Origin of the sequence: Vibrio floridensis (assembly GCF_021852965.1) — a bacterium.
GTDB lineage: Bacteria > Pseudomonadota > Gammaproteobacteria > Enterobacterales > Vibrionaceae > Vibrio > Vibrio floridensis.
Genome location: NZ_JAKGCY010000012.1, coordinates 99,278 through 123,123, shown reverse-complemented (window position 1 = coordinate 123,123; position 23,846 = coordinate 99,278). Strand labels below are relative to the sequence as shown.

The following is a 23,846-nucleotide window of genomic DNA, read 5'->3' as shown; positions in this document are numbered from 1 at the left end:
TCTAGCGCTTCTGCTAGTTCTACGATTTTCGCTTCCCACTGCTCTTCGCCGTTTAGTGCGCCTAGTGCAGAACCTTGAATAACTGGTAGGTCATCACCTGGGAAATCGTACTCAGATAGAAGTTCACGAACTTCCATTTCAACTAGCTCTAGAAGCTCTTCATCATCAACCATGTCACATTTGTTCATGAATACGATGATGTAAGGAATACCAACCTGACGGCCTAGTAGGATGTGCTCACGAGTTTGTGGCATTGGACCATCTGTCGCAGCAACAACTAAGATACCACCGTCCATCTGTGCAGCACCAGTGATCATGTTTTTAACATAGTCAGCGTGTCCAGGACAGTCTACGTGTGCGTAGTGGCGAGCTGGAGTGTCGTACTCTACGTGAGAAGTAGAGATTGTGATACCACGCTCACGCTCTTCTGGTGCGTTATCGATAGATGCGAAGTCACGAGCTTTACCGCCGTAAACTTTAGCAAGAGTAGTACAGATAGCTGCAGTTAGAGTTGTTTTACCGTGGTCAACGTGGCCGATAGTACCAACGTTTACGTGCGGTTTCGTACGTTCAAATTTTTCTTTAGACACGATCGTGTTCCTTCCTAGTTATGATTCACCACGATCTGATTGATCATGGTGCGCCAGAAATTGTTATTTTATGCGCCAACGCTCGTCAGCGCAATATTTGGACGTATTGATCTGCAAAAAAGAACCTTTTTAGCGATCAATACTCCCGATTAGTAGCCACGTTCTGCAACAATTGCTTGCGCAATGTTCTTAGGTACTTCCGCATACTCGAAAAATTCCATCGAGTAAGAAGCACGTCCTTGAGTTGCAGAGCGCAGGTCGGTTGCGTAACCGAACATCTCAGAAAGTGGCACTTGAGCACGGATGATCTTAAGACCAGCCACACCTTCATCCATACCTTCAATGATGCCGCGGCGACGGTTTAAATCACCCACCACGTCACCCATCCAGTCTTCTGGAGTCGTAACTTCAACCTTCATCATAGGCTCAAGAATAACAGGTTGCGCTTCTAGAGCACCCTTCTTGAATGCCATCGAGCCAGCGATCTTAAACGCCATCTCGCTCGAGTCAACATCATGGTAAGAGCCATCAAATAGTGTCGCTTTGATATCGAGTACTGGGTACCCTGCTAGCACACCACTATTCATTTGCTCTTCGATACCTTTCGCTACCGAGCTGATGTATTCCTTAGGAATTACACCACCAACTACTTCGTCAACAAAGACAAAACCAGCACCAAGTTCTGAAGGTTCAAGTTTGATCCACACATGACCATATTGACCACGGCCACCTGATTGACGAACAAATTTGCCTTCCACTTCCGCTTTACCACGGATGGTTTCACGGTAAGCAACCTGAGGTTTACCTACATTGCAATCCACGCTGAATTCACGTTTCATACGATCAACGATGATGTCTAAGTGTAGTTCACCCATACCTGAAATCAGCGTCTGACCAGTTTCCGCATCCGTTTCGACACGGAATGATGGGTCTTCTGCCGCTAGTTTACCTAGCGCGATACCCATTTTCTCCTGGTCAGCTTTCGAACGCGGTTCAACCGCAATTTGGATCACTGGCTCAGGGAATTCCATTCGTTCAAGGATAACTTTATGGTCTAAGTTACAAAGAGTATCACCCGTCGTAACGTCTTTCAGACCAATCGCTGCTGCAATGTCACCTGCACGAATTTCTTTAATTTCTTCACGTTTATTCGCGTGCATCTGAACGATACGTCCAAAACGCTCTTTCTTTTGTTTCACTGAGTTGTAAACAGCATCACCTGTATTTACCACACCAGAATAAACACGAATAAAGGTTAATGTTCCTACAAATGGGTCAGTCGCAATCTTAAATGCCAACGCAGAAAACGGTTCGTTGTCATCAGCATGACGCTCTACTTCGTTTTCATTTTCGTCGATACCCTTGATCGCAGGAACATCGATTGGTGATGGTAAGTACTCGATCACCGCATCCAATACCGCTTGAACACCTTTGTTTTTAAACGCACTACCACAAGTAGCCAGTACGATTTCGTTGTTTAGTGTACGCGCACGTAATGCTTGCTTGATCTCAGCTTCAGTCAGCTCACCTTCTTCAAGGTACTTATCCATCAACTCTTCACTTGCTTCCGCTGCCGCTTCAACGAGGTTGCTGCGCCATTCTTCGGCAAGTTCAAGCATGTCCGCTGGAATTTCTTCATAGGTGAAGGTCATGCCTTGGTCGGCATCATTCCAGTTGATCATTTTCATCTTGATTAGGTCGATGACACCTTTAAAGTCCTCTTCCGCACCAACGTTCAGTTGAATCGGAACTGGATTTGCACCAAGACGATTTTTAATTTGGTTCACAACGCGTAGGAAGTCTGCGCCTGCACGATCCATCTTGTTGACGAATACCATACGTGGAACGTGGTACTTGTCTGCTTGACGCCATACAGTTTCAGACTGAGGTTCAACACCAGATGAGCCACAGAACACAACCACAGCACCATCTAGTACACGAAGAGAACGCTCTACTTCGATAGTAAAGTCAACGTGTCCAGGGGTATCAATGATGTTTACGCGATGATCTTGGAATTGTGCTTCCATACCACGCCAGAAGGTCGTAGTCGCAGCTGATGTGATAGTAATACCACGTTCCTGCTCCTGCTCCATCCAGTCCATGGTTGCAGCACCATCGTGAACTTCGCCGATTTTGTGAGAAAGGCCAGTGTAGAACAGAATACGCTCAGTTGTGGTTGTTTTTCCTGCATCTACGTGAGCACAGATACCGATGTTACGGTAGCGCTCAATAGGAGTTTTACGAGCCACGATTGTATCCTCTTACTAAGGGATTCCTTAGAGTGTAGAAAAGTGCTGCGAGAGGACCTCGCAGCACAGAAGGTATTACCAGCGGTAATGAGCGAATGCTTTGTTCGCTTCTGCCATACGGTGAACGTCTTCACGTTTCTTAACAGCAGTACCTTTGTTGTCTGACGCGTCTAGCATTTCAGCAGCTAGGCGAGCAGCCATAGATTTTTCACCACGCTTACGCGCAGCTTCAACCAACCAACGCATAGCAAGTGCGTTACGGCGAACCGGACGTACTTCTACTGGCACTTGGTAAGTTGAACCACCAACACGGCGAGATTTAACTTCTACCGCTGGGCGAACGTTTTCAAGAGCTTCTTCAAATACAGCTAAGTGATCTTTACCAGATTTCTCAGCCATAGTGTCTAGTGCAGTGTAAACAATTTTCTCTGCAACAGATTTTTTACCGTCAACCATAAGGATGTTAACGAATTTTGCCAGCAGTTCAGATTTGAACTTTGGATCTGGAAGGATCTTACGCTGACCAATAACGCGACGACGTGGCATGGATATTCTCCGTTGTCTTATTCTTCAGGTTATCCAAAACTTTTCAGTTTCTTCAAAATTAAAATTTAATTTTAGTGTTTGGCCTTACTTAACGCTTCTCTTGTAACAAGAAGGGCATTAAGACTTAGGACGTTTCACACCGTACTTAGAGCGACCTTGTTTACGGTTGTTCACGCCTGCACAGTCAAGTGCACCACGTACTGTGTGGTAGCGAACACCTGGAAGGTCTTTAACACGGCCACCACGGATAAGAACAACAGAGTGCTCTTGAAGGTTGTGACCTTCACCGCCGATGTACGATGTTACTTCGAAGCCGTTTGTCAGACGTACACGACAAACTTTACGAAGTGCTGAGTTAGGTTTTTTAGGTGTAGTTGTGTAAACACGAGTACATACACCACGTTTTTGTGGGCACGCTTCAAGTGCTGGCACGTTGCTTTTAACAACTTGCTTCGCACGTGGCTTGCGTACCAACTGGTTAATAGTTGCCATTAACTAGCTCCTGATTTACTTAAAGTAAGCTTTGTGAAAAATCTAATCCCCAACCACGCAAGCGAGTTAGGGACGCAAAATTCTATGCAGCAGTGAGAAGTGTGTCAAGAAATATACGGATCTTTTTTGTCCAACTGGTTTTCCTCTCCTCAACAAGCACAGAAGAATGGGTTACGACCACGTTAGGGAAGGTGAATGTTCCACCGTTAAATCAACCAATTGGTGGTAATCCACGATGGCGATATTGGTGCTTAGTCGCGATTCAAGGCCTCTTGCCAGCACATCAGCGTGCAACACATAAACGCCCTGTTTAGGTAAGAGTGACTCTAATGGGTGCACAGATGTGGCGGCATAAACCGCTTCTTCCAATAAGACGATGGCGTCAGAAGCCGTGCAGAGGAGTAGAGCCTCTTCCAAGGCGTGAGAGCTCTTAATCAAATGAAGCATGATATTCCTTAGAATGAAAGCAGTTGCGCCGAGTTATGAAGAACACCTTGTAGCTGCACAGTGTCAACCACCTCGACCTCAATGAGCAAATCTTCACTCGTTAAGCCACGTTGCTGCAGCGATTGCTGGCAAACGTACACGTGCTCAATATCGTACAAATCAAACAACTTGAACATTGGTGCATAATCTTTACACAGAATGGATGCCGTTTTCTGACCTGCCAGTAACTGATAGACACCATCACCGATGAAGACCACGCTGATCGCTTCGCAATACGCAGAGGCTGCTAGCAACGCATCAACGCCTTCTCTACCAGAAGAGTGGCTATGTGGTGCGGTGCGAAAGAGATACGTTAACTGACTCAAAATTGCACCACTCTGTCTTGGGTTAACATCGCTTCTGCCAAACTGCCCAAACCTGCTTGTTCGAACCCTTCCGCCAGATTATGTTGCAGCAGGCCATGCTGCGCGGCCTCAGATTGGCTCACAACACCACGACGCAGTGCGGCAGCGACACAGGTCTCCAGCCTTACATTGTGTTGCTTTGCCAGCTGTTGCCATGCTTTGGTCAAATGAAATTCATCGTTAGCAGGCACACTGAGAGCACTGCCATTAGTGACACCATCTTGATAGAAAAAGACGCTCACTAAGGTATGCCCTTTTTCTATCAATGCGGTGGCAAACTGATAAGCACTACGCGCCGATTGAGTTCCGTAGACACCGCCATTCACTACCAGAGTGTAAGTCAAACTACTCACTTTTCGTCATCCTCGGTTTTACGTTGACGAATATAGAGATAAACCGTGTGTTTGGAAATATTCAGACGGTCAGCCACGCGGTTAATCGCGTCTTTGATGTCGAAGATACCTTTGTCATACAACTCCATCACGATCTGACGGTTTTTGGTGTTGTTTGAGACCGATTTATCGGCGTTGATTTCTTCAATGGTGCGCTCAACGGTCTGATCGACCAACTCTTCAACATCGCTCGCGAAGTTGACGGATGACGCTGCTTCTTTTGCTTCTTGCGTAGGCATGAAAGATTGCAACACTTGCGAGAATGGTGCATCCAAATTGACGTTGATACACAACAAGCCAATGACACGATTGTCTCCGTTACGGATCGCAACGGTGATCGATTTCATCAATACCCCGCCCTTGGCGCGAGTAAAGTACGAACGTGAAAAGTTACGCTCAGACCCTTCGATATCACGCAACATTTTGAGCGCTAAGTCGGTAATTGGGGAGCCGACCTGACGGCCTGTGTTCTCACCGTTGGCGATTTTGATCGCAGAGGTATTTAAATCTTCCAGCGAGTGTAAAACGATCTCGCAAAATGGCCCAATCAGACTGGCAATCCCGTCAACCACGGCTTCATAAGAACGAAGAATGATTTTGTCGTGCTCAGTAAATGGCTTCACATGAACGGACTCCATTTCGAGCAACATTTCTGCAGTTAGTGTTTCTGTCGTTGTCACTTTTTATAGCCTTAGAGCGAATAATCAACAAATTGCTGTAAGTTTATCAGAAATTTTGAGCAGAACATCTAGCTAAGTGACGAACTAGTGACTTAGAACAAAAAAGGGCTCGAATGATTCAAGCCCTTTTGATTGCTAAACTATTGCAAATTACTGCGCGTTGTCGCCGTTTTCGATCTTCAATAGTTCCACTTCGAACACCAGTGTCGAGTTAGCTGGAATGCTTGGCGTGTCTTGCGCTCCGTACGCTAGCTCAGGTGGAATAACGAACTTGAACTTAGAGCCTACAGGCATCAGCTGAACACCTTCCGTCCAACCTGGGATAACTCGGTTCAGTGGGAAAGTCGCTGGCTCACCGCGATCGTAAGAGCTATCGAACTGAGTGCCATCCGTTAATGTACCTTTGTAGTGTACTTGAACCGTGTCGGTATCTTTTGGTTTCTCACCTTCAGCTGGCGTGATCACTTGGTATAGAAGACCAGTGTCAGTTTTCACCACACCGTCTTGTTTTTCAAACTCAGCACGGTATTCATCACCCGCTTTCTTCGCTGCTTCTGCTTTTTCTGCCGCTTTCTTCTGCATGTTTTCCGCGACACGCATGTCAAGCGCTTCTAGCGCTGCGCGCGTTTCTTCTTCATTCAGCTCAGGGGTACCAGCAAAAACATGCTCGATACCTTTCAGCACCAACTCTTTGTTCAGGTTGATACCAATTTCACTTGGCTTGTCTAGGCTTGCACTTAAGTAGTTAGCAAACGACACGCCGATTGCGTAAGCTGCTTTGTCATCTTCTGATTTAAAGTGAACCGCTTTACCGGTTTCTGCCTGTACTTGCTCTGCTTGGGGTGCGGCTGCTGGTTTTGCTTCTTCTTTCTGACAGCCGACTGCCAGCATTACAGTTGCTGCAAGCAGTGACACTTTTAAAACTGATTTCATTAAACTCTCCAATTAATGGATAAACCATTGGTTATTGTCCACAAATCTCATAACAGATTGGTGAAGTCGATTGTTATACCAATATACTAGCTATATGTCTTGGGACACAAACCGGATTATTAGATGTGATGCAAAGAATTCTTCATTCCTTACTCTTGCTAATTGTCATTCCTCTGTTAAATGGCTGTTTTTTTTCCATACACGATATGCAACGTTGGGAAATTGAGCCGCAAGGATCCACCAGTTTCGCCTTAAGTCGTGATGGCCGTTTTGCGTTACTCTACTCGACCCAGCGCCACTTGATTCTGTGGGACTTAGTCGATAACAAAGAGCTTGCCCAACTCGGCGAGCAAGATCCTGAAGCCAACGTTGTGTCCAACATTCGTATCTCTGATAACGGCCGCTTCGCGGTGACCGCCACGCAAATGAACTTTGCGGTGTGGGATCTCGGCTTAAGCCAGTCTGAAGGTCTTTGGTCGATCTCAGACGGATTGATCCGCGATGTTGATATCAGCAGTAATGGTGAACAGGTCCTGCTTGGGCTATCCAATGGCAAAGCCATTTATGTCAACTTAGTCACCGGACGGCGAATGGAGTTCCTCGCTCACCGAGAAAAAGTCAACTCTGTCGCCATCTCCGCTAATGGCCGTTTCGCACTGACTGGCGGAAATGACTACAAAGCCTACCTTTGGGATACCGAAACAGGATTAGTCATGCGCACCTTTGAGCACGAAGAACGTGTCAATCGCGTTGCTTTACAACGTGACGGCCAATTAGCCTTCACCTCTGATGGCGGCAACCAAGCGATTGTGTGGGATTTGAAAACGGGTCAACAAATGAGCCGATTAAAAAGTTGGTCACGCCAGTTAATCTTCTCTACAGCACGTTTTTCTGATGATGGCCGTTTATTGGTGACCGGAACCCCTTCAGGTCGAGTTGCGGTTTGGAATACCGCCAATGGTAAACAAATTGAACGTTATGAGGTGGAACCATTAAAAGATGCTCGCCCTCCTCGCGCGGTAGTGTATGATGCCGCTTTTGATGCTCAGCGCCGAGTGATTACGGCAACCTCTGCGGGCATCGCCCAAGCATGGCCATTGGAGAATTAAGCATGACAGAAAAAACCATCGCATTGCTTGAAAACCGCATCAATGACTTGGAGTGTCAGGTGGCGTTTCAAGAACAGACGATTGAAGAATTGAACGACGCTCTGACGCAGCAGCAACTGCTGATTGCTAAGATGCAAGATCAGATGAAGTATGTGGTCGGCAAAATGAAGAACATGGATAGCTCAAACATGGTAGACCCAGCGAAAGAGCCGCCGCCGCCACATTACTAAACTTAAAAGCTAAATTCAAAATCAACCAAGCCCAGCACATCTGCTGGGCTTCGTATTTTGTTACGGATAGTAGATGGTGGGTTACTGCGTTATTTATTCGTCAGCGTAGATTTTCACACAAAGCTCGCCTTGGGTATTGATGGCCGCTCGATACATACCGGAGCTGTTCATGGCAAAGTGAATGTCCCCCTGCGCATCAACCGCAATTAAACCGCCTTCGCCACCCATGCTCTTCAGCTCTCCGTGAATAATGTGCTCGCACGCCGTATGCACATCTTCGTTAAGATAGCGCATTCGCGCCGCAACATCTTCAGCCACACGCTTACGAATAAAGAACTCGCCCACCCCAGTGGTCGACACCGCCACCACGCCATTTTCCGCCACGGTGCCACAGCCAATCAGCGCAGAATCGCCAACGCGGCCATATTTTTTATTGGTCACTCCGCCCGTACTGGTGGCGGCCGCAAGATTGCCTTGTTGATCCAGCGCCACCGCTCCCACCGTGCCATGTTTTTTGTCATCGGGATATTTGGCTTCCGACAACGCAAACAAGCCTTTTTCACGCATCGAGAGCAGTTGCTCATAGCGTCGGTCAGTAAAGAAATAGTCCTGTTCGGTGTACTGGTGGCCTTGCTCAAAAGCAAATTTCTCTGCCCCTTCGCCAATGAGCAGGACATGAGCACTGTTTTGCATCACATCACGCGCCAGTTCTATGGGGTTTTTGATATGGCGAACCCCAGCAACGGCACCCGCTTTGAGCTCTCGTCCATGCATCACAGAGGCATCCATCTCCACCATTTCATTGTGAGTCAGCACCGAACCTTTTCCTGCATTGAAATTCGGCGAGTCTTCCAACACTTTGACCGCTGCCACCACCGCATCCAATGCATCGGCACCTTGCTCAAGTAACTGATAACCCGCTCTGACTGCGTGTTGTAAATCGGACAAAATGGCCTCTTTGAGCTCATTGCTCATCTGGCTGCGTAAAATGGTGCCGGCACCACCGTGAATGGCAATGGAAAAAGGCTTGTTCATCGTGGCTCTACTCGTTAAGAATCCTTGGCCAATATCTGAGCGTAGAATAGAAAAAAGCGCAAGCAGATTTCTCCGCTTGCGCTTGTTTACCTTAACTTTCCCGACTTATTCGAGAGATGGGTTCAATTAGTGTGAACCGCAGCTACCGCCACCGCAGCAGCCGTCTTTTTCGCCGTGGCTGTGGCCGTGACCTTCGCCGCCACAACAGCCGCCTTCATGGTCGTGATCGTGGTCATGGTCATGATCGTGACCACCACAGCAACCGCCACCTTGGTGGATGTGACCGTGCTCAATCTCTTCCGCTGTTGCTTCACGAACAGCAACCACTTCTACGTCAAATGTCAGTGTTTGGCCAGCCAGCATGTGGTTACCATCCACCACCACTTCATCGCCATCAACTTCTGTCACTTCAACAGGAATTGGACCTTGGTCTGTATCAGCAAGGAAACGCATGCCCACTTCGATTTGGTCAACACCTTGGAATACTTCCGCTGGTACACGTTGAACCAATGCATCGTTGTGCTCGCCGTACGCATCTTCCGGAGCAACTGTCACTGTGAATTTATCACCAGCCACTTTGCCTTCAAGCTCGTTTTCTAGGCCAGTGATTAGGTTGTTGTGACCGTGCAGGTAATCCAGTGGTGCATCGGTTGTTGAAGAGTCAACCACAATGCCATCTTCCAGTTTTACCTGATACGCAAGGCTAACAACCACGTTCTTTTCAATTTTCATAACTACTCCAGAGAGGGTTAATTTGCCTGACTAATACAAATCAGCCAGAACCAAATATCAATGCCGATATTATGGGGATCAATCTGAGAAACTCAATTATTCCGGCTTAAAAATACCGATCATTTCCTGATCTGCGTGTTTATTTTTATCTACAGATTTCGGTTTTCGCTGTTCTTTGAAGTCACACTCGACACACTCCACCAGCTCAATATTGTTTTCCGACCACCAAAGCAAAGTATCTTGCTGTTGGCAGGAGGGGCAACTTGCCCCGGCAATAAAACGTTTTTTGCTTTTCACTGACTCAACTACCTTTCATCCCAGAAATTTCGCGATTGATGATCGTTTTCCATCTCCCGCGCAAAAATCTCTTCCAACTCTTTTCTTGCTTCTTTAGCACGCTGTGCCAATTTCTTATCTTGATTGTGCTGTGGCAGAAGCTCTTTAAGCATAGCATTATCCAGTTTGCGAAAATGCGCTTCCGCCCGCTTTGCTTGATAGGGGTGCATGCCGATTTCCACTAAGGTTTGCCGCCCGAGATCAAGCGCGCCTAAAAACGTTTCTCGTGAATAAGTGCTCACACCGTGGCTGAGCAATTGATAGGCTTCCACGCGGCTACGCGCTCGCGCGAGCACTTTTAATTTAGGGAAGTGCTGTTGGCACAACTCAACAATGTTCATCACTTGATCCGGTGAATCTGTACAAATCACCAACGCTTCCGCCTTCTCAGCGCCTGCTGCGCGCAACAAATCGAGCTGTGTAGCATCGCCATAAAACACCTTATAGCCGTACTTACGTAGTAATTTAATTTGGCTAGCATCACTTTCCAATACCGTGACTTTGATTTTATTGGCATAGAGCAAACGACCAACAATCTGGCCAAAGCGACCAAAACCCGCAATGATCACCTTAGGTTCGGTATCCACCACATCTGGGGCTAAAGCATCGCTTTCTTGATTCAGCGTGCGGGCATACCACCATTTTTGTCCATTGAGTAACAAGGGGGTCGTCACCATCGATAGGCTGACCACGACTAAAAGGAACGAGACTTCACTTTGATTAAGTAACCCTTCTTTGCTCGCCGCAGTAAAAATAACAAAGGCAAACTCACCACCCTGGCTGAGAATGGCCGCCATTCGGCTACGTGCTTTGGCACGAAGTCGGCTGGCTCGACCAAGCATATACAGCACCATGCCTTTAAGCACCACCAAACCCGCGACCGCAGCAAGCACCTCTAAGGGATGCAGGACCAACAAACCCAGATTCACCGCCATGCCGACTGCGATAAAAAACAGCCCAAGGAGTAAACCTTTAAACGGCTCAATCGCAATTTCTAACTCATGTCGATACTCACTTTCAGCCAGCAGCACTCCCGCTAAAAACGTTCCGAGTGCCATTGAAAGTCCGAGCTGTTGCATCAGCATCGCAATACCAAGCACCACCAGTAAAGCGGTCACAGTAAACAGCTCTCTGACTCCAGTGAGTACCACATAGCGAAGCAATGGCCGTAATAAAAAGTGACCGCCAATCAACAGCACCACAACTGAACCAAACGTCACGAACGAGCTTAATCCATCGCCAGTTACCCCACTCCCGGCAAGCAGAGGCAAAAGGGCCAACATCGGGATCACGGCAATATCTTGGAAAAGCAAAATGGCAAACCCCGACTGACCGGTTTCGGTCCGCGCTAAACCTTGCTCTTCGAGCACTTTCAACGCAATGGCGGTAGACGAGAGAGCAAGCCCCATACCAATCACCAAAGCACTAGTCCAAGTGACATCAAACCACGTGACTACGCAAGCAATCAATAAGGTTGATATGACGACTTGCGCACCTCCCAAGCCTAGGATGGGACCGCGCATCTGCCAAAGTTTCTTCGGATTCAGTTCCAAGCCAATCAGAAATAGCAACAGCACCACGCCCAACTCAGCGAAATGCAAAATAGCTTCGACATCACTAATCAGCCCAAGTCCCCATGGACCAATCGCCACCCCAGCTAATAAATAGCCGAGTACAGAGCCAAGCCCTGAACGCTGCGCTAGTGGCACCGCGACTACCGCAGCAGAGAGAAAGACGACACTGGTTTGTAAAAAATCACTGGTGAGAGCCATCAATGCCTCCTAGTGGGTCGTTGAGCCACTGACGATAACGCTCAGCATGTTGATAGCGTTCCACATCAGAGACGTTTCTCGCCCAATAGAGCACTAAGGGTTCAATCCAGTGCATTTGACATAGCGCCGCGGTTAATTCAAATGGCTGCAGAATCTCTTCGAGTGGGTATTTATTGTAGCCTTTGGTGCTAAACGCCTCTTTTTTACCACCCGTAGTAATCACACTGCGCCAATACTTCCCCGCTAGCGCTTGACCCTTTCCAAATGCGAACCCTTTCCCCAATACTCGGTCTATCCACTCTTTTAATAAAGCAGGGCAAGAATACATAAACATCGGGTGATGCAGTACGATCACATCGTGCTCGAGCAACAACTGGTGCTCGGCTTTGACATCAATAAAAAAATCGGGGTAAATCGCATAGAGGTCGCGAATCGTGACATGAGGCAGAGAGGTAATTTTTTTTATCATGACCTGATTGGCCACAGAGGTGTGCGGCTCTGGGTGGGCATAAATCACCAAAACTTTGGGCTGCTTTTTTGGGGTTGCACTTTTTTCCATCATTGCACCTGTCATCCGTCCCATTCTTCGTTTTTGTGACTGAATCACAGCTATTGGCCAGCAAGCCAAGAAAACAAAGTGTTACTTAGTTGTTATTCATCATACTCATATTTGCATAATGATCGACATTTATCCTCTTTCCTCCTACTATGCGCAGCAAGAAAGTGCACGAATAAACAGCATTCATTTAAGCAGAACGACATGATTACCTTTTCAGACATTCAGCTGCTTCGCGGCGGCGCTCCTTTGCTTGATCAAGCATCAGCAACCATCCACCCAGGCGACAAAATTGGTTTAGTCGGTAAGAACGGTTGTGGTAAATCCACCCTGTTCGCCCTCATCAAAAATGAACTGTCGATTGATGCGGGCTCATTCAGTTGCCCACAACACTGGGAGCTGGCTTGGGTTGCTCAGGAAACGCCCGCACTGGAACGCAGCGCCATTGAATATGTCATTGATGGTGATCGCGAGTATCGTGAATTGGAACGTCAGTTACTTGAGGCCGAAACTCAAGAGCAAGGGACTCGCATCGCTGAACTGCATGGTAAAATCGAAACCATTGGCGGTTATAGTATCCGTGCGCGCGCTTCAGAGCTTTTAGATGGTTTAGGTTTTAGCCAAGAGCAGATGCATTGGAACCTGACCCAGTTTTCGGGCGGCTGGCGTATGCGTCTCAACCTTGCTCAAGCCCTGCTGTGTCGTTCTGATCTGTTGCTGCTTGACGAACCCACCAACCACTTAGACCTTGATGCTGTCATGTGGCTAGAACGTTGGCTACAAAGCTACCCAGGTACTTTGATGCTGATCTCGCACGACCGTGATTTTCTCGACCCAATCGTGAATCGCATCGTCCACATTGAAAACCAGAAACTCAATGAGTACACCGGTAACTACTCGTCATTTGAAAACCAGCGCGCTCAGAAACTGATCCTGCAACAATCGATGTTTGAGAAGCAGCAGAAGCAGATGGCGCACATGCAAAGCTACATCGATCGTTTCCGCTACAAGGCGTCCAAAGCTCGCCAAGCGCAAAGCCGCATCAAAGCGCTGGAGAAACTAGAAAAAGTGCTCCCCGCACAGTTTGATAACCCATTTAGCTTTGAATTTCGTGAACCTGCCGCGCTACCAAATCCGATCATGATGATGGATGACGTTTCTGCCGGTTACGGTGACAACCTCATCCTCGATAAAATTCGTCTTAATCTGGTGCCAGGCAGCCGCATTGGTTTGCTCGGCCGCAACGGTGCTGGTAAATCAACGCTGATCAAGCTCCTCTCCGGAGAGTTGAAAGCCCAAGGTGGCGATTTGACTTACTCGCAAGGCGTCAAAATTGGTTACTTTGCTCAGCACCAATTGGAAACCTTGCATCCCGAAGAAACGCCACTGCAACACATGATGCAGATCGCGCCAGATAAAACCGAACAAGAACTGCGTAATTATCTGGGTAGTTTTGGTTTTCACGGTGACAAAGCGCTGGAGAAAGTGGCGCCATTTTCAGGCGGAGAAAAAGCGCGCTTGGTGTTAGCGTTGATCGTCTGGCAAAAACCAAACTTACTGCTGCTCGACGAACCGACCAACCACCTAGACTTAGATATGCGCCAAGCGCTGACACTGGCACTGCAAACCTTTGAAGGCGCGATGGTGATCGTCTCGCACGATCGCTATTTGATCCGCGCGACCACCGATGATCTTTACCTAGTGCACGATCGCCAAGTAGCTCCATTTGATGGGGATCTCAATGACTACTACAAATGGCTCACTGAACAGCAAAAAGCAGAGCGTCGCGAAGCAGCCGCAGAAATGCCAGCCAAAGACAGCAGCAACAGTGCCGCAGCGAAAAAAGAGCAAAAGCGTCGTGAAGCCGATTTTCGTAAGTTAACCGCACCAATTCGCAAAAAACTGACACAGTTGGAAGCGAAAATGGATAAGTTGGGCGAAGCGTTGGCAGAAGCAGAGCAGCAATTGTCTGATAACTCACTGTATGATGCCGAAAATAAAGCTAAACTTACTCAAGTACTGGCGCTGCAAGCACAAAGTAAATCCGCTCTCGAAGAGATTGAAATGGAGTGGATGGCAGAACAGGAAGTACTGGAACAGATGGAACAGGAGTTCAATAGCCAATGAGTTCAGAGCACGTCCAACCTTCACTTACCCTCGAAAGGCTGTGGCAATTCAGCCTACAATATTATTCGATTCGAGAAGTGAAAGAGGCGTGCCTTGCTTTGCAGAACAACTTTAACGGCAACGTCAACTTACTGTTGCTGTTCAAATGGCTCGATGAACAACAACTGACGTTTCAAGAGCAAGAGTGGCATCAAGTACAAGCCTGCTTGGGCCGCTCTGAAACGCTACTGCATACCTACCGCGATCTCCGCCGCCAGTTTAAACAGCATCTACCGGATACCCTCTATCGCGAAGCGCTGCAATTTGAACTGCAATTGGAAAAGCAGCAACAATCCGATCTCGTTGATTGCATCAACACCCTAACGCTGTCACCCAACCAGCAACAGCCGCTCACAAAGCGCTACTGCCAACATCTCGGTGCCGCGCATCTCTACAATGCCTTCGCCGTTGCCTCACCGTCGCAGAAACTCGGTTGAAGTGTGATCCTGAGCCAGTCTTACAAAGAACATCACCCTCAATGATTGACGAAAAGTTGAGCAGAAGGACTAAATTAACTCGTATCACGCATACAAAGATCAGTGAAATGCCTCGCTGATCCAAATAACTCAAAGAGCAGCACACATGACTCAGTTTACCGCCGCAGCTGGGATAAAAAATCCACACCTACAAACCTTATTGCCGCGCTTAATTCGCAAAAAAGCACTGTTTGAACCCGTATGGCAAACACTGGATACGCCTGACGGTGATTTTTTGGATCTCGCTTGGAGCGAATCGCCACACAATGATCAAGCCAAAAACAAACCCTTGTTTGTGTTGTTTCACGGCCTTGAAGGCTGCTTCTACAGCCCTTACGCCAATGGTCTAATGAAAGCGTTTGCTGACGCAGGTTGGTTGGCGGTGATGATGCATTTTCGTGGTTGCAGCGGTAAGCCCAATCGCCTCGCGCGCGCGTACCACTCCGGCGAAGTAGAGGATGCCAGACTGTTTCTTGCGCATTTGCACGACGCGTTTCCTCACACGGTCAAAGTCGCCGTGGGTATCTCCTTGGGAGGCAATATGCTGGCCAACTACTTGGCCAAGTATCAGGGAGACGAACGGCTGGATGCGGCGACCATCGTCTCTGCACCGCTTGATTTGTCCGCTTGTTCGCAACGTATTGAGCAAGGGTTTTCGCGCGTCTATCGTCGCTACTTACTCTCCTCGCTCAAACGCAATGCACTGCGTAAGCACCATTTGCTGGCTGGCGAACTCGATCTTTCCTATCAAGCCATTAAACGAGTAACACGACTGTACGATTTTGACGACTTGATCACTGCCCCGCTGCACGGCTTCCAAGATGCCGCCGATTACTATCAGCAGTGCTCTGGGCTCAACAAACTGCGCGATATTCGCATTCCAACCCAAATCATTCACGCGAAAGACGATCCCTTTATGACCGACGCAGTGATCCCTAAGTTTGTGCTCCCAGACAACATCGACTATCGACTGTTTGATCACGGTGGTCATGTCGGCTTTCTCAGCGGAACCGCCCTGCAACCGCGATTTTGGCTAGAAGAAGCGCTGCCCGCCTACTATGAAAGTATGGCGGTTTCTGGATAATAGCGCCCCTGTCGACCGAAAAATCCACTCACGAGCATAGAATAAAGAGGTATTTATGATCGTTCCATGGCAACAAATCAGCCCTGAGGCACTGAGCAATTTGATTCGCGAGTTTGTGCTGCGTGAAGGCACCGATTACGGTGAAAGTGAATACTCACTAGAAGAAAAAATCACTCAAGTACAGCAGCAGTTGGAATGCGGCGAAGCGGTGGTGGTTTTCTCTGAGTTACACGAAACCGTGGATATTCAGTTAAAACAAAAATTCTAGCTGCGCCACACTTTACCGAATCCTATCCCATGACAAGCAAAGTGAACGTGCTATAGTGGGACAAACGATTGCTCCGCGGGAGGCCGATTCCCGCCCAACAGGTAAGTTTGAATACGACAAGGTCTGTCATGTCAGCAAAACATCCCATTATTGCCGTGACTGGTTCGTCAGGAGCCGGCACCACCACCACTTCCGAAGCCTTCCGCAAAATGTTCAATATGATGAGCGTTAAGCCGGCATGGGTTGAAGGGGACAGTTTCCACCGTTTTACCCGTCCAGAGATGGACGTCGAAATTCGCAAGGCAAAGGAACAAGGTCGTCATATCAGCTATTTCGGCCCTCAAGCCAACGACTTTCCGGCTCTGGCGGAGTTTTTCCGCCAGTATGGGAAATCCGGCACGGGCGAAGTTCGCCGTTATCTGCACACCTTTGATGAAGCGGTACCCTATAACCAAATGCCCGGCACTTTTACCCCATGGCAAAAGCTGCCAGAAAATACCGATGTGCTGTTTTATGAAGGGCTGCACGGTGGCGTGGTGGATGGAGAAGTGAATGTCGCGCAACACGTCGATTTCTTGATAGGCATGGTGCCGATCGTCAACTTAGAGTGGATTCAAAAATACGTTCGTGACACGCGAGATCGCGGCCATTCACGCGAGGCCGTGATGGATTCAATCGTACGCTCAATGGACGACTATCTGAATTACATCACACCGCAATTTTCTCGTACGCACATCAACTTTCAGCGAGTCCCGACGGTCGATACCTCCAACCCGCTCAACGCTAAGGGCATTCCCAGCTTGGATGAAAGTTTTGTGGTGATTCGCCTAAGAGGGATCAAAAATGTCGACTTCCCGTATCTACTGGCGATGATTGATGGCTCGTTCATGTCGCGCCACAACACCATCGTGGTACCGGGAGGAAAAATGAGTTTCGCCATGGAGTTGATTGTTCAACCCATCCTACAGCAATTGATTGAAACGGGAAAAATTGGTTAGAAACTCGACAAAGAGAACGATTACTTTTCATACCGTGATCATGTGCACATTTTTGCGTAGAAAATCCGATACTCGGCACGATTAAAATCAAGAAATCGTTTTCGAAAAAGGATACTATTTCAAACCGAAACACAAGATAGCTTGCACCCTTAGTTAACAGCTCTTATTCTAGGAAGCCTATATTAAGGCTTCGCTAAAATATGGATAGCGGCAAGCGTACCCTGCAGAGGAAGTGAGATATTATGGTTCTAGGTAAACCTCAAACCGATCCAACACTAGAGTGGTTTCTTTCACACTGTCATATTCATAAGTACCCATCAAAAAGCACGCTGATCCATGCGGGCGAAAAAGCAGAAACACTTTACTACATTGTAAAAGGTTCTGTTGCGGTACTGATTAAGGATGAAGAAGGTAAAGAAATGATCCTTTCTTACCTAAATCAAGGTGACTTTATTGGTGAACTAGGCCTGTTCGAAGAAGGCCAAGAGCGTACCGCTTGGGTTCGCGCAAAATCTCCTTGTGAAGTAGCAGAAATCTCATTTAAGAAATTCCGTCAGCTCATTCAGGTTAACCCTGATATTCTGATGCGTCTGTCAGCTCAGATGGCAAGCCGTCTGCAAGTGACCAGCCAAAAAGTGGGTGACTTAGCATTCCTAGACGTAACTGGCCGTATTGCTCAGACTCTACTCAACCTTGCTAAACAACCTGATGCGATGACGCACCCAGATGGCATGCAGATCAAGATCACTCGTCAAGAAATCGGTCAAATCGTTGGCTGTTCTCGTGAGACAGTTGGTCGTATTCTGAAAATGCTAGAAGAGCAGAACCTAATTTCTGCACACGGCAAGACTATCGTTGTTTACGGTACTCGTTAATTTCCATTAACGATGAACAATTTCAAAAGCCACTCATGGCAACATGAGTGGCTTTTTTGTTTCACAGAGACAGGTATTGGAAGTCAAGAACGCTACGCTTCAGCAGCAAACTTCCTCCTTCGAGACTAAACCCTCTCAGATTCCGAGTATTAAAATCTCTCGCAGCAAAGCATTCTCGAACCTTCAGGGCGCAGCCCGTTCTCGATTCTGTTAACCATTGGTGCTTTCGAAAATCTTATCGGCAGACGCTTCCACAAACCCTGGGTAAAGCTCACCATTGTCCATCGGGTAACGCTTGGCGAATTCGTAGAAACCACCAGGTACGATCTCACTGCCCTCGCTAAAGTGCACCGCCACTTTGTCGGCCATGGTCGAGGATTGCTCGAGCAACACCTCAGGTGAGCCTTTGACTTCACCACCCACTTCGTTAATGACAAAACCTGCGTTGCGTAAGTGATCATTCACGCCTTTGACCGAGTCCAACGCCTTGAGCTGATTGACACTGACGGTAAAGTGATTGGCACCATAGCCATGAGCCGCCAGCCAAGACGCATATTCACTTTCTTTTGCTAGGGTTTGGTAATCAGCAAACGACAGATCCCATAAACGACCACCGTGTAAAAATGCGCTGTCCTCTAGACGTGAAGCGTCGACTTGCTCCACCAATTTTTCGACGATGGCTTGTAACTCCTCCGAGCATTCATCCACTTTTAGCGCGCTGATAAACACTTTAGGTTGGGTCGGGTCGGGATGCTCAAAGTGCTTGGCAATCAACTTTTTGCTCTTAAACAGGTAATCACCACACGCCACATAGCCTAGCTCTAGAAATGGCTTGGCTAGCGTCTCGATGCCCAGCGGAGCAACATTAAATGTGCGCAAAGCGATGTGGTCGTTGATCAATGGCTCATCTTCTTCTAGCAGTTGATGAACTTTTGCAGCGGAAGGACACAAACGTTGAATATAGTCATTCCATAGCGATTGAAAGAGAACAGCTGGCGTCATAACGCCTCCTTGTTGTTGTAGATTCACGTTGTCGGTTATAGCGTAAATGGAAAAATGGCGATGGCGGTTGCTGTCCAGAGTGCAACCGACATCGCCATCAACCTGTGACGGCGATGACCGAGGTGTAAAAAACCTCACTTATAGTTGGGCCACAGTGACTCAGGCTCGATCCCACTGCACCCTTGGGCGACTAACACGCCCTTATTATTATTTTACAGTTCGATGCCTGGGCTTAACGTTGCAGGGAGTAATGTCTCCTCCCCTTCCATCGAAGCCATTGGATAGGCACAGTAATCCGCGGCGTAGTACGCACTTGGGCGCAAGTTGCCCGACGCACCGGGGCCACCAAACGGTGCATCACCACTCGCGCCCGTTAGCTGACGGTTGCGATTGACGATGCCAGCACGAATATGGTCAACGAAATATTGCCACTCACCATCATCGGTTGACACCAAACCCGCCGATAAACCAAAGCGGGTATCATTAGCGAGCTCAACCGCTTGCTCTAGTGTTTGATAACGCACCACTTGCAGCAATGGGCCAAAGTATTCTTCGTCGGGCAACTCAGCAATGTTGGTGACATCGATAATACCCGGCGTGACAAATGCCGCCTCGCCCGCTTTGGCTTCAATCAAGCTCTCTCCACCAAGCGATTGCAGGTTAGCTTGCGCCGCCAAAATGAAGTTTGCAGCAGCCACCGAAATCTGTGGTCCCATGAAGGGAGCAGGTTCTGCAAATGGCTGATCAACACGTAACTTCTTGGTCGCTTCGACCAAGCGGGTGATCAGTGCATCGCCTTTCTCACCCAATGGGATGTAGAGACGACGTGCACAGGTACAACGCTGCCCGGCACTGATAAAAGCCGATTGGATAATGGTGTAGACGGTGGCATCAAGATCGCCATAGTGATCGGTGATCACCATAGGGTTGTTGCCGCCCATCTCAAGTGCCAGCATCTTGCCCGGCTGACCAGCAAACTGGCGATGCAATAAATGACCTGTGTTGGCACTTCCCGTAAACAGCAAACCATCGATGCCTTTCGATTCCGCCAAGGCAATGCCCGTTTCCTTGCCACCTTGTACCAGATTGATCACCCCTTGAGGCAGGCCAGCCGCTTGCCACAGCTTCATGGCAAGCTCGCCCGTCCACGGAGTTTGCTCAGAAGGTTTAAACACCACCGTGTTACCGGCTAGTAGCGCAGGCACAATGTGACCATTGGGTAAATGACCCGGGAAGTTATACGGGCCAAAGACCGCCATCACACCAAGCGGGCGGTGACGCAAAACAATCTGGTTGCCTGCGGCTTCTTTTTGCGACTCGCCGGTACGCTCATGGTACGCACGAATCGAAATCGCGATTTTACCCGCCATGGCCGCCGCTTCAGTGCGCGTTTCCCAAAGCGGCTTACCAGTTTCTTTGGCGATCACTTGGGCGATCTCTTCACTGTTCTCTTTCACTTGCTCAGCAAAGGCCAACACCACCGCCTCTCGTTCGGCAACGGACAATGTTTTCCAGCCAACAAACGCTTGACGCGCTGCTTTCACCGCCATCTCCACTTGTTCCGCCGTGGCTCCCTTGCCACGCCAAACAACCTGATTGTCATACGGGGAGAGAGAGATAAACTCTTCACCTAAACCTTCGACCCATTCACCTGCAATCCACTGTGTCATCATCTCTTCCTTTCTGTTTACTGCGGCAACATGCGTACGTAGTGACCATCTTCAACGTTCAACGCTTCGGCGACGGCTGGAGATAAAATCACGCTTGATGTTGCTGGGTCATACGCTGCTTTGGCGGCAGTCGCACGAAAATCCTCAAATGAAGTATTGGCAATTAAGAACGCTTTTGAGCTCGAATGTTCACTGATCCGCACTTTCGCACGTACGGAATGGCGCACCGATTCAATATTGCGCAAATCGCATTCCACCGTTGGACCACCATCGAAAATGTCGACATAACCGCGGTTGGTAAACCCTTCTCTTTCCAACAACTTCAACGCAGGTCTTGTGTTGTCATGCACTTGACCAATCACCGCTTGCGCCTCTGGGCTGAGCAGGTTGATGTAGATCGGCAGCTTTGGCATTAAATCGGCAATAAAACCTTTCTTACCGATACCCGTAAGGTAATCCGCCATGGTGAAATCGATTGAGAAAAAGTGCTCTTGCAACCACTGCCAAAATGGCGAATTGCCTTGCGCATCAGAAACACCGCGCATTTCGGCAAAAATGGTTTGAGAGAAACGGTGTGGATGCTCTGCCATCATCAGAAAACGGCACTTAGACATCAGGCGACCATTCAAGCCTTCACGAAACTTCTCGCGCAAAAATAGGGTACAAATTTCGCTACAACCGGTGTAGTTATTACCAAAGGTCAGCAGTTTCACCACATTGTTGACGCCTAATTTCGGCGATGAGTGAACAATCTTGCTGATGTGATACGAGTAAAACGGCACATCCCAGCCAATTGAGGCTTCGATACCTGTAGTTCCCGCAACCTCACCCGTTTCACTGTCAAAACCGACCATCAGATAGCCTTCGTCACCGGGTTCGGTCACATTGGCTTTGGCAAAACTGTATTCAGAATGTTTGATTCGATTGGTTAACAGCTCTTCGTTAACCGGTAGAGAAGTGAATCCATGCCCTGACTCAACAGCGCAGGTGTGCAAAGATTCATAGTCCGACATTGCAATAGGGCGAACAACTAGCATCAATACTCCCTCCAGATGCACATACCCAAACGAATTGACGTTGCAGGTAGGCGGTAAGTGAGTTCATCCCATCAGCATAGATAGACTATGTGATTAGGGGAACGAGCATAGCCAACGCGCCTGCAACTTCAAATAGTAAGGGGATAGAAGGCCCTAGGTTCTATGCGTTAGCTCCTAGGAAAGGCATCGAACATTCACCCGCTTCCATGGGTGAATGTTCGGCATAAGCAGCGCTTAGACTAGAGAAGCGATCGCTTTGTCTAGCTTCGCGAAACCTTCTTCGATTTCTTGTTTAGTAATGACCAGTGAAGGGGTAAAACGCACCACGTTTGCGCCCGCCACCAACACTAATAAACCTTCTTTGCCTGCAGCCACCAACACATCACGAGCACGGCCTTGCCATTGTTCATTCAGTGCGGCACCAAGCAATAATCCCTTACCACGGATTTCAGCGAAGATTTGGTACTTCTCATTCAGTTTAGCTAATCCTTCACGGAACCACTGTTCACGTTCTTTCACGCCTTGTAGCGTTTCAGGTTTAGACACTTCTGTGACCACAGCCTCTGCCACGGCACAAGCCAATGGGTTACCGCCATAGGTTGAACCATGCGTACCCACTTTTAGGTGTTCAGCCAGTTTCGCCGTGGTGAGCATAGCCCCGATCGGGAAACCTCCACCAAGCGATTTGGCCGTGCTGAGAATATCGGGCGTGACACCCAGACTTTGGTAAGCATAGAACTCGCCCGTACGGCCATTGCCCGTTTGCACTTCATCAAATACCAGCAGCGCATTGTGTTTGTCACACAGTTCACGCACGGCTTGAATGAATTCCGCTGTTGGTGGAATGATGCCGCCTTCGCCTTGTAACGGTTCCATCATGACCGCACAGGTACGGTCTGAAATGTGTGCTTGCAGTGCTTCAATATCGTTGTAAGGAAGGTGAGTAACGTCGCCCGGTTTCGGACCAAAACCATCCGAGTACGCCGCCTGACCACCCACCGTCACGGTGAAGAAAGTACGGCCGTGGAAACCCTGTTTGAACGCGATGATTTCTGATTTTTCTGGGCCATAAACGTCTGCAGCATAACGGCGCGCCAGTTTCAGTGCCGCTTCATTGGCTTCCGCGCCTGAGTTGGCAAAGAACACACGTTCAGCAAAGCACACTTCGGTTAGTTTTTTTGCCAAACGCAACGCTGGCTCATTGGTCATCACGTTGCTCAAATGCCAAAGCTTACCCGCTTGCTCTGTCAGCGCATTCACCATCACTGGGTGACAATGGCCTAAACAGCTCACCGCAATACCACCAGCAAAGTCGATATACTCGTTGCCGTTTTGGTCCCAAATTCGAGAACCCTGCCCTTTAACTGGAATCATCTCCATTGGGTTGTAACAAGGCACCATCACCTCATCGAACAATCCACGCTCTACTTTCATTTCCACTGTCATTACACATTCCTTCTCGATACCGCAGCAGATAGCGAATTACGCCGACTTTCACTGTTCGGCAAATAATGTCTTGCTTTTACGCTTATGCGGCATTGTATTTACAATTAATTAACGATTTCAATAGTGAATTATTCTTTTTGGTTCGGGGTATAAATGTTGATAGTCACTATTAATGACTATTTATGCATCAAGTTGGTAAATTATTGAAGTACTTTTTTAAAAAGCGCAGAAGCTTACTGATGTAGTAAGAAAAATGAAAACAGAATGCAGAACGGTGCGAATAGTTTTTCACTCATCGCAAAAGCAAAAAAAGATGAAGAA

The 23,846-nt window shown here is 48.2% G+C and carries 26 protein-coding genes; 8 read left to right on the top strand and 18 right to left on the bottom strand.

Annotated features, from left to right (window positions below):
* From LZU85_RS16520 to fkpA, 9 genes are all read right to left on the bottom strand, one after another.
* A partial coding sequence (locus LZU85_RS16520) for a GTP-binding protein (protein WP_237287788.1) occupies positions 1-590 on the bottom strand: 590 nt, incomplete at its 3' end.
* A gap of 149 nt (positions 591-739) precedes the next feature.
* Complete coding sequence (gene fusA / locus LZU85_RS16515; protein ID WP_237287786.1) at positions 740-2,839, bottom strand: elongation factor G; 2,100 nt, start codon at positions 2,837-2,839, stop codon at positions 740-742.
* Between the two features lie 75 nt (positions 2,840-2,914).
* Positions 2,915-3,385 (bottom strand): 30S ribosomal protein S7, encoded by a 471-nt coding sequence (gene rpsG / locus LZU85_RS16510; RefSeq protein ID WP_011079316.1) that lies wholly within the window; start codon positions 3,383-3,385, stop codon positions 2,915-2,917.
* 117 nt (positions 3,386-3,502) lie between these two features.
* Positions 3,503-3,877: a 30S ribosomal protein S12 gene (rpsL, locus tag LZU85_RS16505; RefSeq protein ID WP_011079315.1), complete on the bottom strand. Its 375-nt coding sequence runs from the start codon at positions 3,875-3,877 to the stop codon at positions 3,503-3,505.
* Between the two features lie 171 nt (positions 3,878-4,048).
* On the bottom strand, positions 4,049-4,324 hold the full coding sequence (gene tusB / locus LZU85_RS16500; RefSeq protein ID WP_237287784.1) for a sulfurtransferase complex subunit TusB: 276 nt from the start codon (positions 4,322-4,324) through the stop codon (positions 4,049-4,051).
* Between the two features lie 8 nt (positions 4,325-4,332).
* On the bottom strand, positions 4,333-4,689 hold the full coding sequence (gene tusC / locus LZU85_RS16495; protein ID WP_237287782.1) for a sulfurtransferase complex subunit TusC: 357 nt from the start codon (positions 4,687-4,689) through the stop codon (positions 4,333-4,335).
* Positions 4,686-5,081 carry a sulfurtransferase complex subunit TusD gene (gene tusD, locus LZU85_RS16490; protein ID WP_237287780.1) on the bottom strand — a complete coding sequence of 132 codons (396 nt, stop codon included), beginning with the start codon at positions 5,079-5,081 and terminating at the stop codon, positions 4,686-4,688. Before tusD ends, tusC begins: the two co-directional genes overlap by 4 nt.
* On the bottom strand, positions 5,078-5,800 hold the full coding sequence (locus LZU85_RS16485) for a PAS domain-containing protein (protein WP_176298329.1): 723 nt from the start codon (positions 5,798-5,800) through the stop codon (positions 5,078-5,080). The genes tusD and LZU85_RS16485 overlap by 4 nt, the downstream gene beginning before the upstream one ends.
* Positions 5,801-5,950: 150 nt before the next feature.
* Positions 5,951-6,733, bottom strand: coding sequence for an FKBP-type peptidyl-prolyl cis-trans isomerase (fkpA, locus tag LZU85_RS16480; RefSeq protein WP_176298330.1), 783 nt, complete (start codon positions 6,731-6,733; stop codon positions 5,951-5,953).
* Positions 6,734-6,861: 128 nt separating this feature from the next.
* Between fkpA and LZU85_RS16475 the strand changes: the two genes are divergently transcribed.
* Complete coding sequence (locus LZU85_RS16475; protein WP_176298331.1) at positions 6,862-7,842, top strand: WD40 repeat domain-containing protein; 981 nt, start codon at positions 6,862-6,864, stop codon at positions 7,840-7,842.
* 2 nt (positions 7,843-7,844) lie between these two features.
* Positions 7,845-8,072 (top strand): SlyX family protein, encoded by a 228-nt coding sequence (locus LZU85_RS16470; RefSeq protein WP_011079308.1) that lies wholly within the window; start codon positions 7,845-7,847, stop codon positions 8,070-8,072.
* Positions 8,073-8,165: 93 nt separating this feature from the next.
* Here the strand turns inward: LZU85_RS16470 and LZU85_RS16465 are convergent, their stop codons facing one another.
* The 5 genes from LZU85_RS16465 to kefG form a co-directional block, all read right to left on the bottom strand.
* A complete protein-coding gene (locus LZU85_RS16465) occupies positions 8,166-9,107 on the bottom strand; it encodes an isoaspartyl peptidase/L-asparaginase family protein (RefSeq protein ID WP_080538783.1) in 942 nt (313 codons plus the stop codon).
* Between the two features lie 126 nt (positions 9,108-9,233).
* Entirely contained in the window at positions 9,234-9,839 is a 606-nt protein-coding gene (gene slyD, locus LZU85_RS16460; RefSeq protein ID WP_045614038.1) for a peptidylprolyl isomerase, read from the bottom strand.
* Positions 9,840-9,935: 96 nt separating this feature from the next.
* Entirely contained in the window at positions 9,936-10,136 is a 201-nt protein-coding gene (locus LZU85_RS16455; protein ID WP_086016862.1) for a YheV family putative zinc ribbon protein, read from the bottom strand.
* Positions 10,137-10,144: 8 nt separating this feature from the next.
* Positions 10,145-11,947 (bottom strand): glutathione-regulated potassium-efflux system protein KefB, encoded by a 1,803-nt coding sequence (kefB, locus tag LZU85_RS16450; protein WP_237287779.1) that lies wholly within the window; start codon positions 11,945-11,947, stop codon positions 10,145-10,147.
* A complete protein-coding gene (gene kefG / locus LZU85_RS16445) occupies positions 11,931-12,506 on the bottom strand; it encodes a glutathione-regulated potassium-efflux system ancillary protein KefG (RefSeq protein ID WP_176298392.1) in 576 nt (191 codons plus the stop codon). Before kefG ends, kefB begins: the two co-directional genes overlap by 17 nt.
* A 201-nt stretch (positions 12,507-12,707) precedes the next feature.
* Between kefG and LZU85_RS16440 the strand changes: the two genes are divergently transcribed.
* The 6 genes from LZU85_RS16440 to crp all read left to right on the top strand — a co-directional run bounded on the left by LZU85_RS16440 (position 12,708) and on the right by crp (position 18,370).
* Complete coding sequence (locus tag LZU85_RS16440) at positions 12,708-14,630, top strand: ABC transporter ATP-binding protein (protein WP_176298333.1); 1,923 nt, start codon at positions 12,708-12,710, stop codon at positions 14,628-14,630.
* The gene (locus tag LZU85_RS16435; RefSeq protein WP_176298334.1) at positions 14,627-15,106 is read left to right on the top strand and encodes a TIGR02444 family protein; all 480 of its coding nucleotides are present in this window, start codon (positions 14,627-14,629) and stop codon (positions 15,104-15,106) included. Before LZU85_RS16440 ends, LZU85_RS16435 begins: the two co-directional genes overlap by 4 nt.
* 145 nt (positions 15,107-15,251) lie before the next feature.
* Positions 15,252-16,229, top strand: coding sequence for a hydrolase (locus LZU85_RS16430; protein ID WP_237287776.1), 978 nt, complete (start codon positions 15,252-15,254; stop codon positions 16,227-16,229).
* Between the two features lie 55 nt (positions 16,230-16,284).
* Positions 16,285-16,497, top strand: coding sequence for a YheU family protein (locus tag LZU85_RS16425; protein WP_176298336.1), 213 nt, complete (start codon positions 16,285-16,287; stop codon positions 16,495-16,497).
* 128 nt (positions 16,498-16,625) lie between these two features.
* A complete protein-coding gene (locus LZU85_RS16420) occupies positions 16,626-17,495 on the top strand; it encodes a phosphoribulokinase (RefSeq protein WP_176298337.1) in 870 nt (289 codons plus the stop codon).
* 242 nt (positions 17,496-17,737) lie between these two features.
* The gene (gene crp / locus LZU85_RS16415) at positions 17,738-18,370 is read left to right on the top strand and encodes a cAMP-activated global transcriptional regulator CRP (protein ID WP_011079297.1); all 633 of its coding nucleotides are present in this window, start codon (positions 17,738-17,740) and stop codon (positions 18,368-18,370) included.
* Between the two features lie 210 nt (positions 18,371-18,580).
* Here crp and LZU85_RS16410 read toward each other — a convergent pair whose 3' ends face one another.
* The 4 genes from LZU85_RS16410 to LZU85_RS16395 form a co-directional block, all read right to left on the bottom strand.
* A complete protein-coding gene (locus tag LZU85_RS16410) occupies positions 18,581-19,372 on the bottom strand; it encodes a DUF1338 domain-containing protein (protein WP_237287774.1) in 792 nt (263 codons plus the stop codon).
* Positions 19,373-19,584: 212 nt separating this feature from the next.
* Entirely contained in the window at positions 19,585-21,042 is a 1,458-nt protein-coding gene (astD, locus tag LZU85_RS16405) for a succinylglutamate-semialdehyde dehydrogenase (RefSeq protein ID WP_237287772.1), read from the bottom strand.
* A gap of 17 nt (positions 21,043-21,059) precedes the next feature.
* Entirely contained in the window at positions 21,060-22,079 is a 1,020-nt protein-coding gene (astA, locus tag LZU85_RS16400) for an arginine N-succinyltransferase (RefSeq protein WP_013571001.1), read from the bottom strand.
* Positions 22,080-22,313: 234 nt separating this feature from the next.
* Entirely contained in the window at positions 22,314-23,525 is a 1,212-nt protein-coding gene (locus LZU85_RS16395; RefSeq protein WP_237287771.1) for an aspartate aminotransferase family protein, read from the bottom strand.
* Positions 23,526-23,846: the final 321 nt, after the last annotated feature.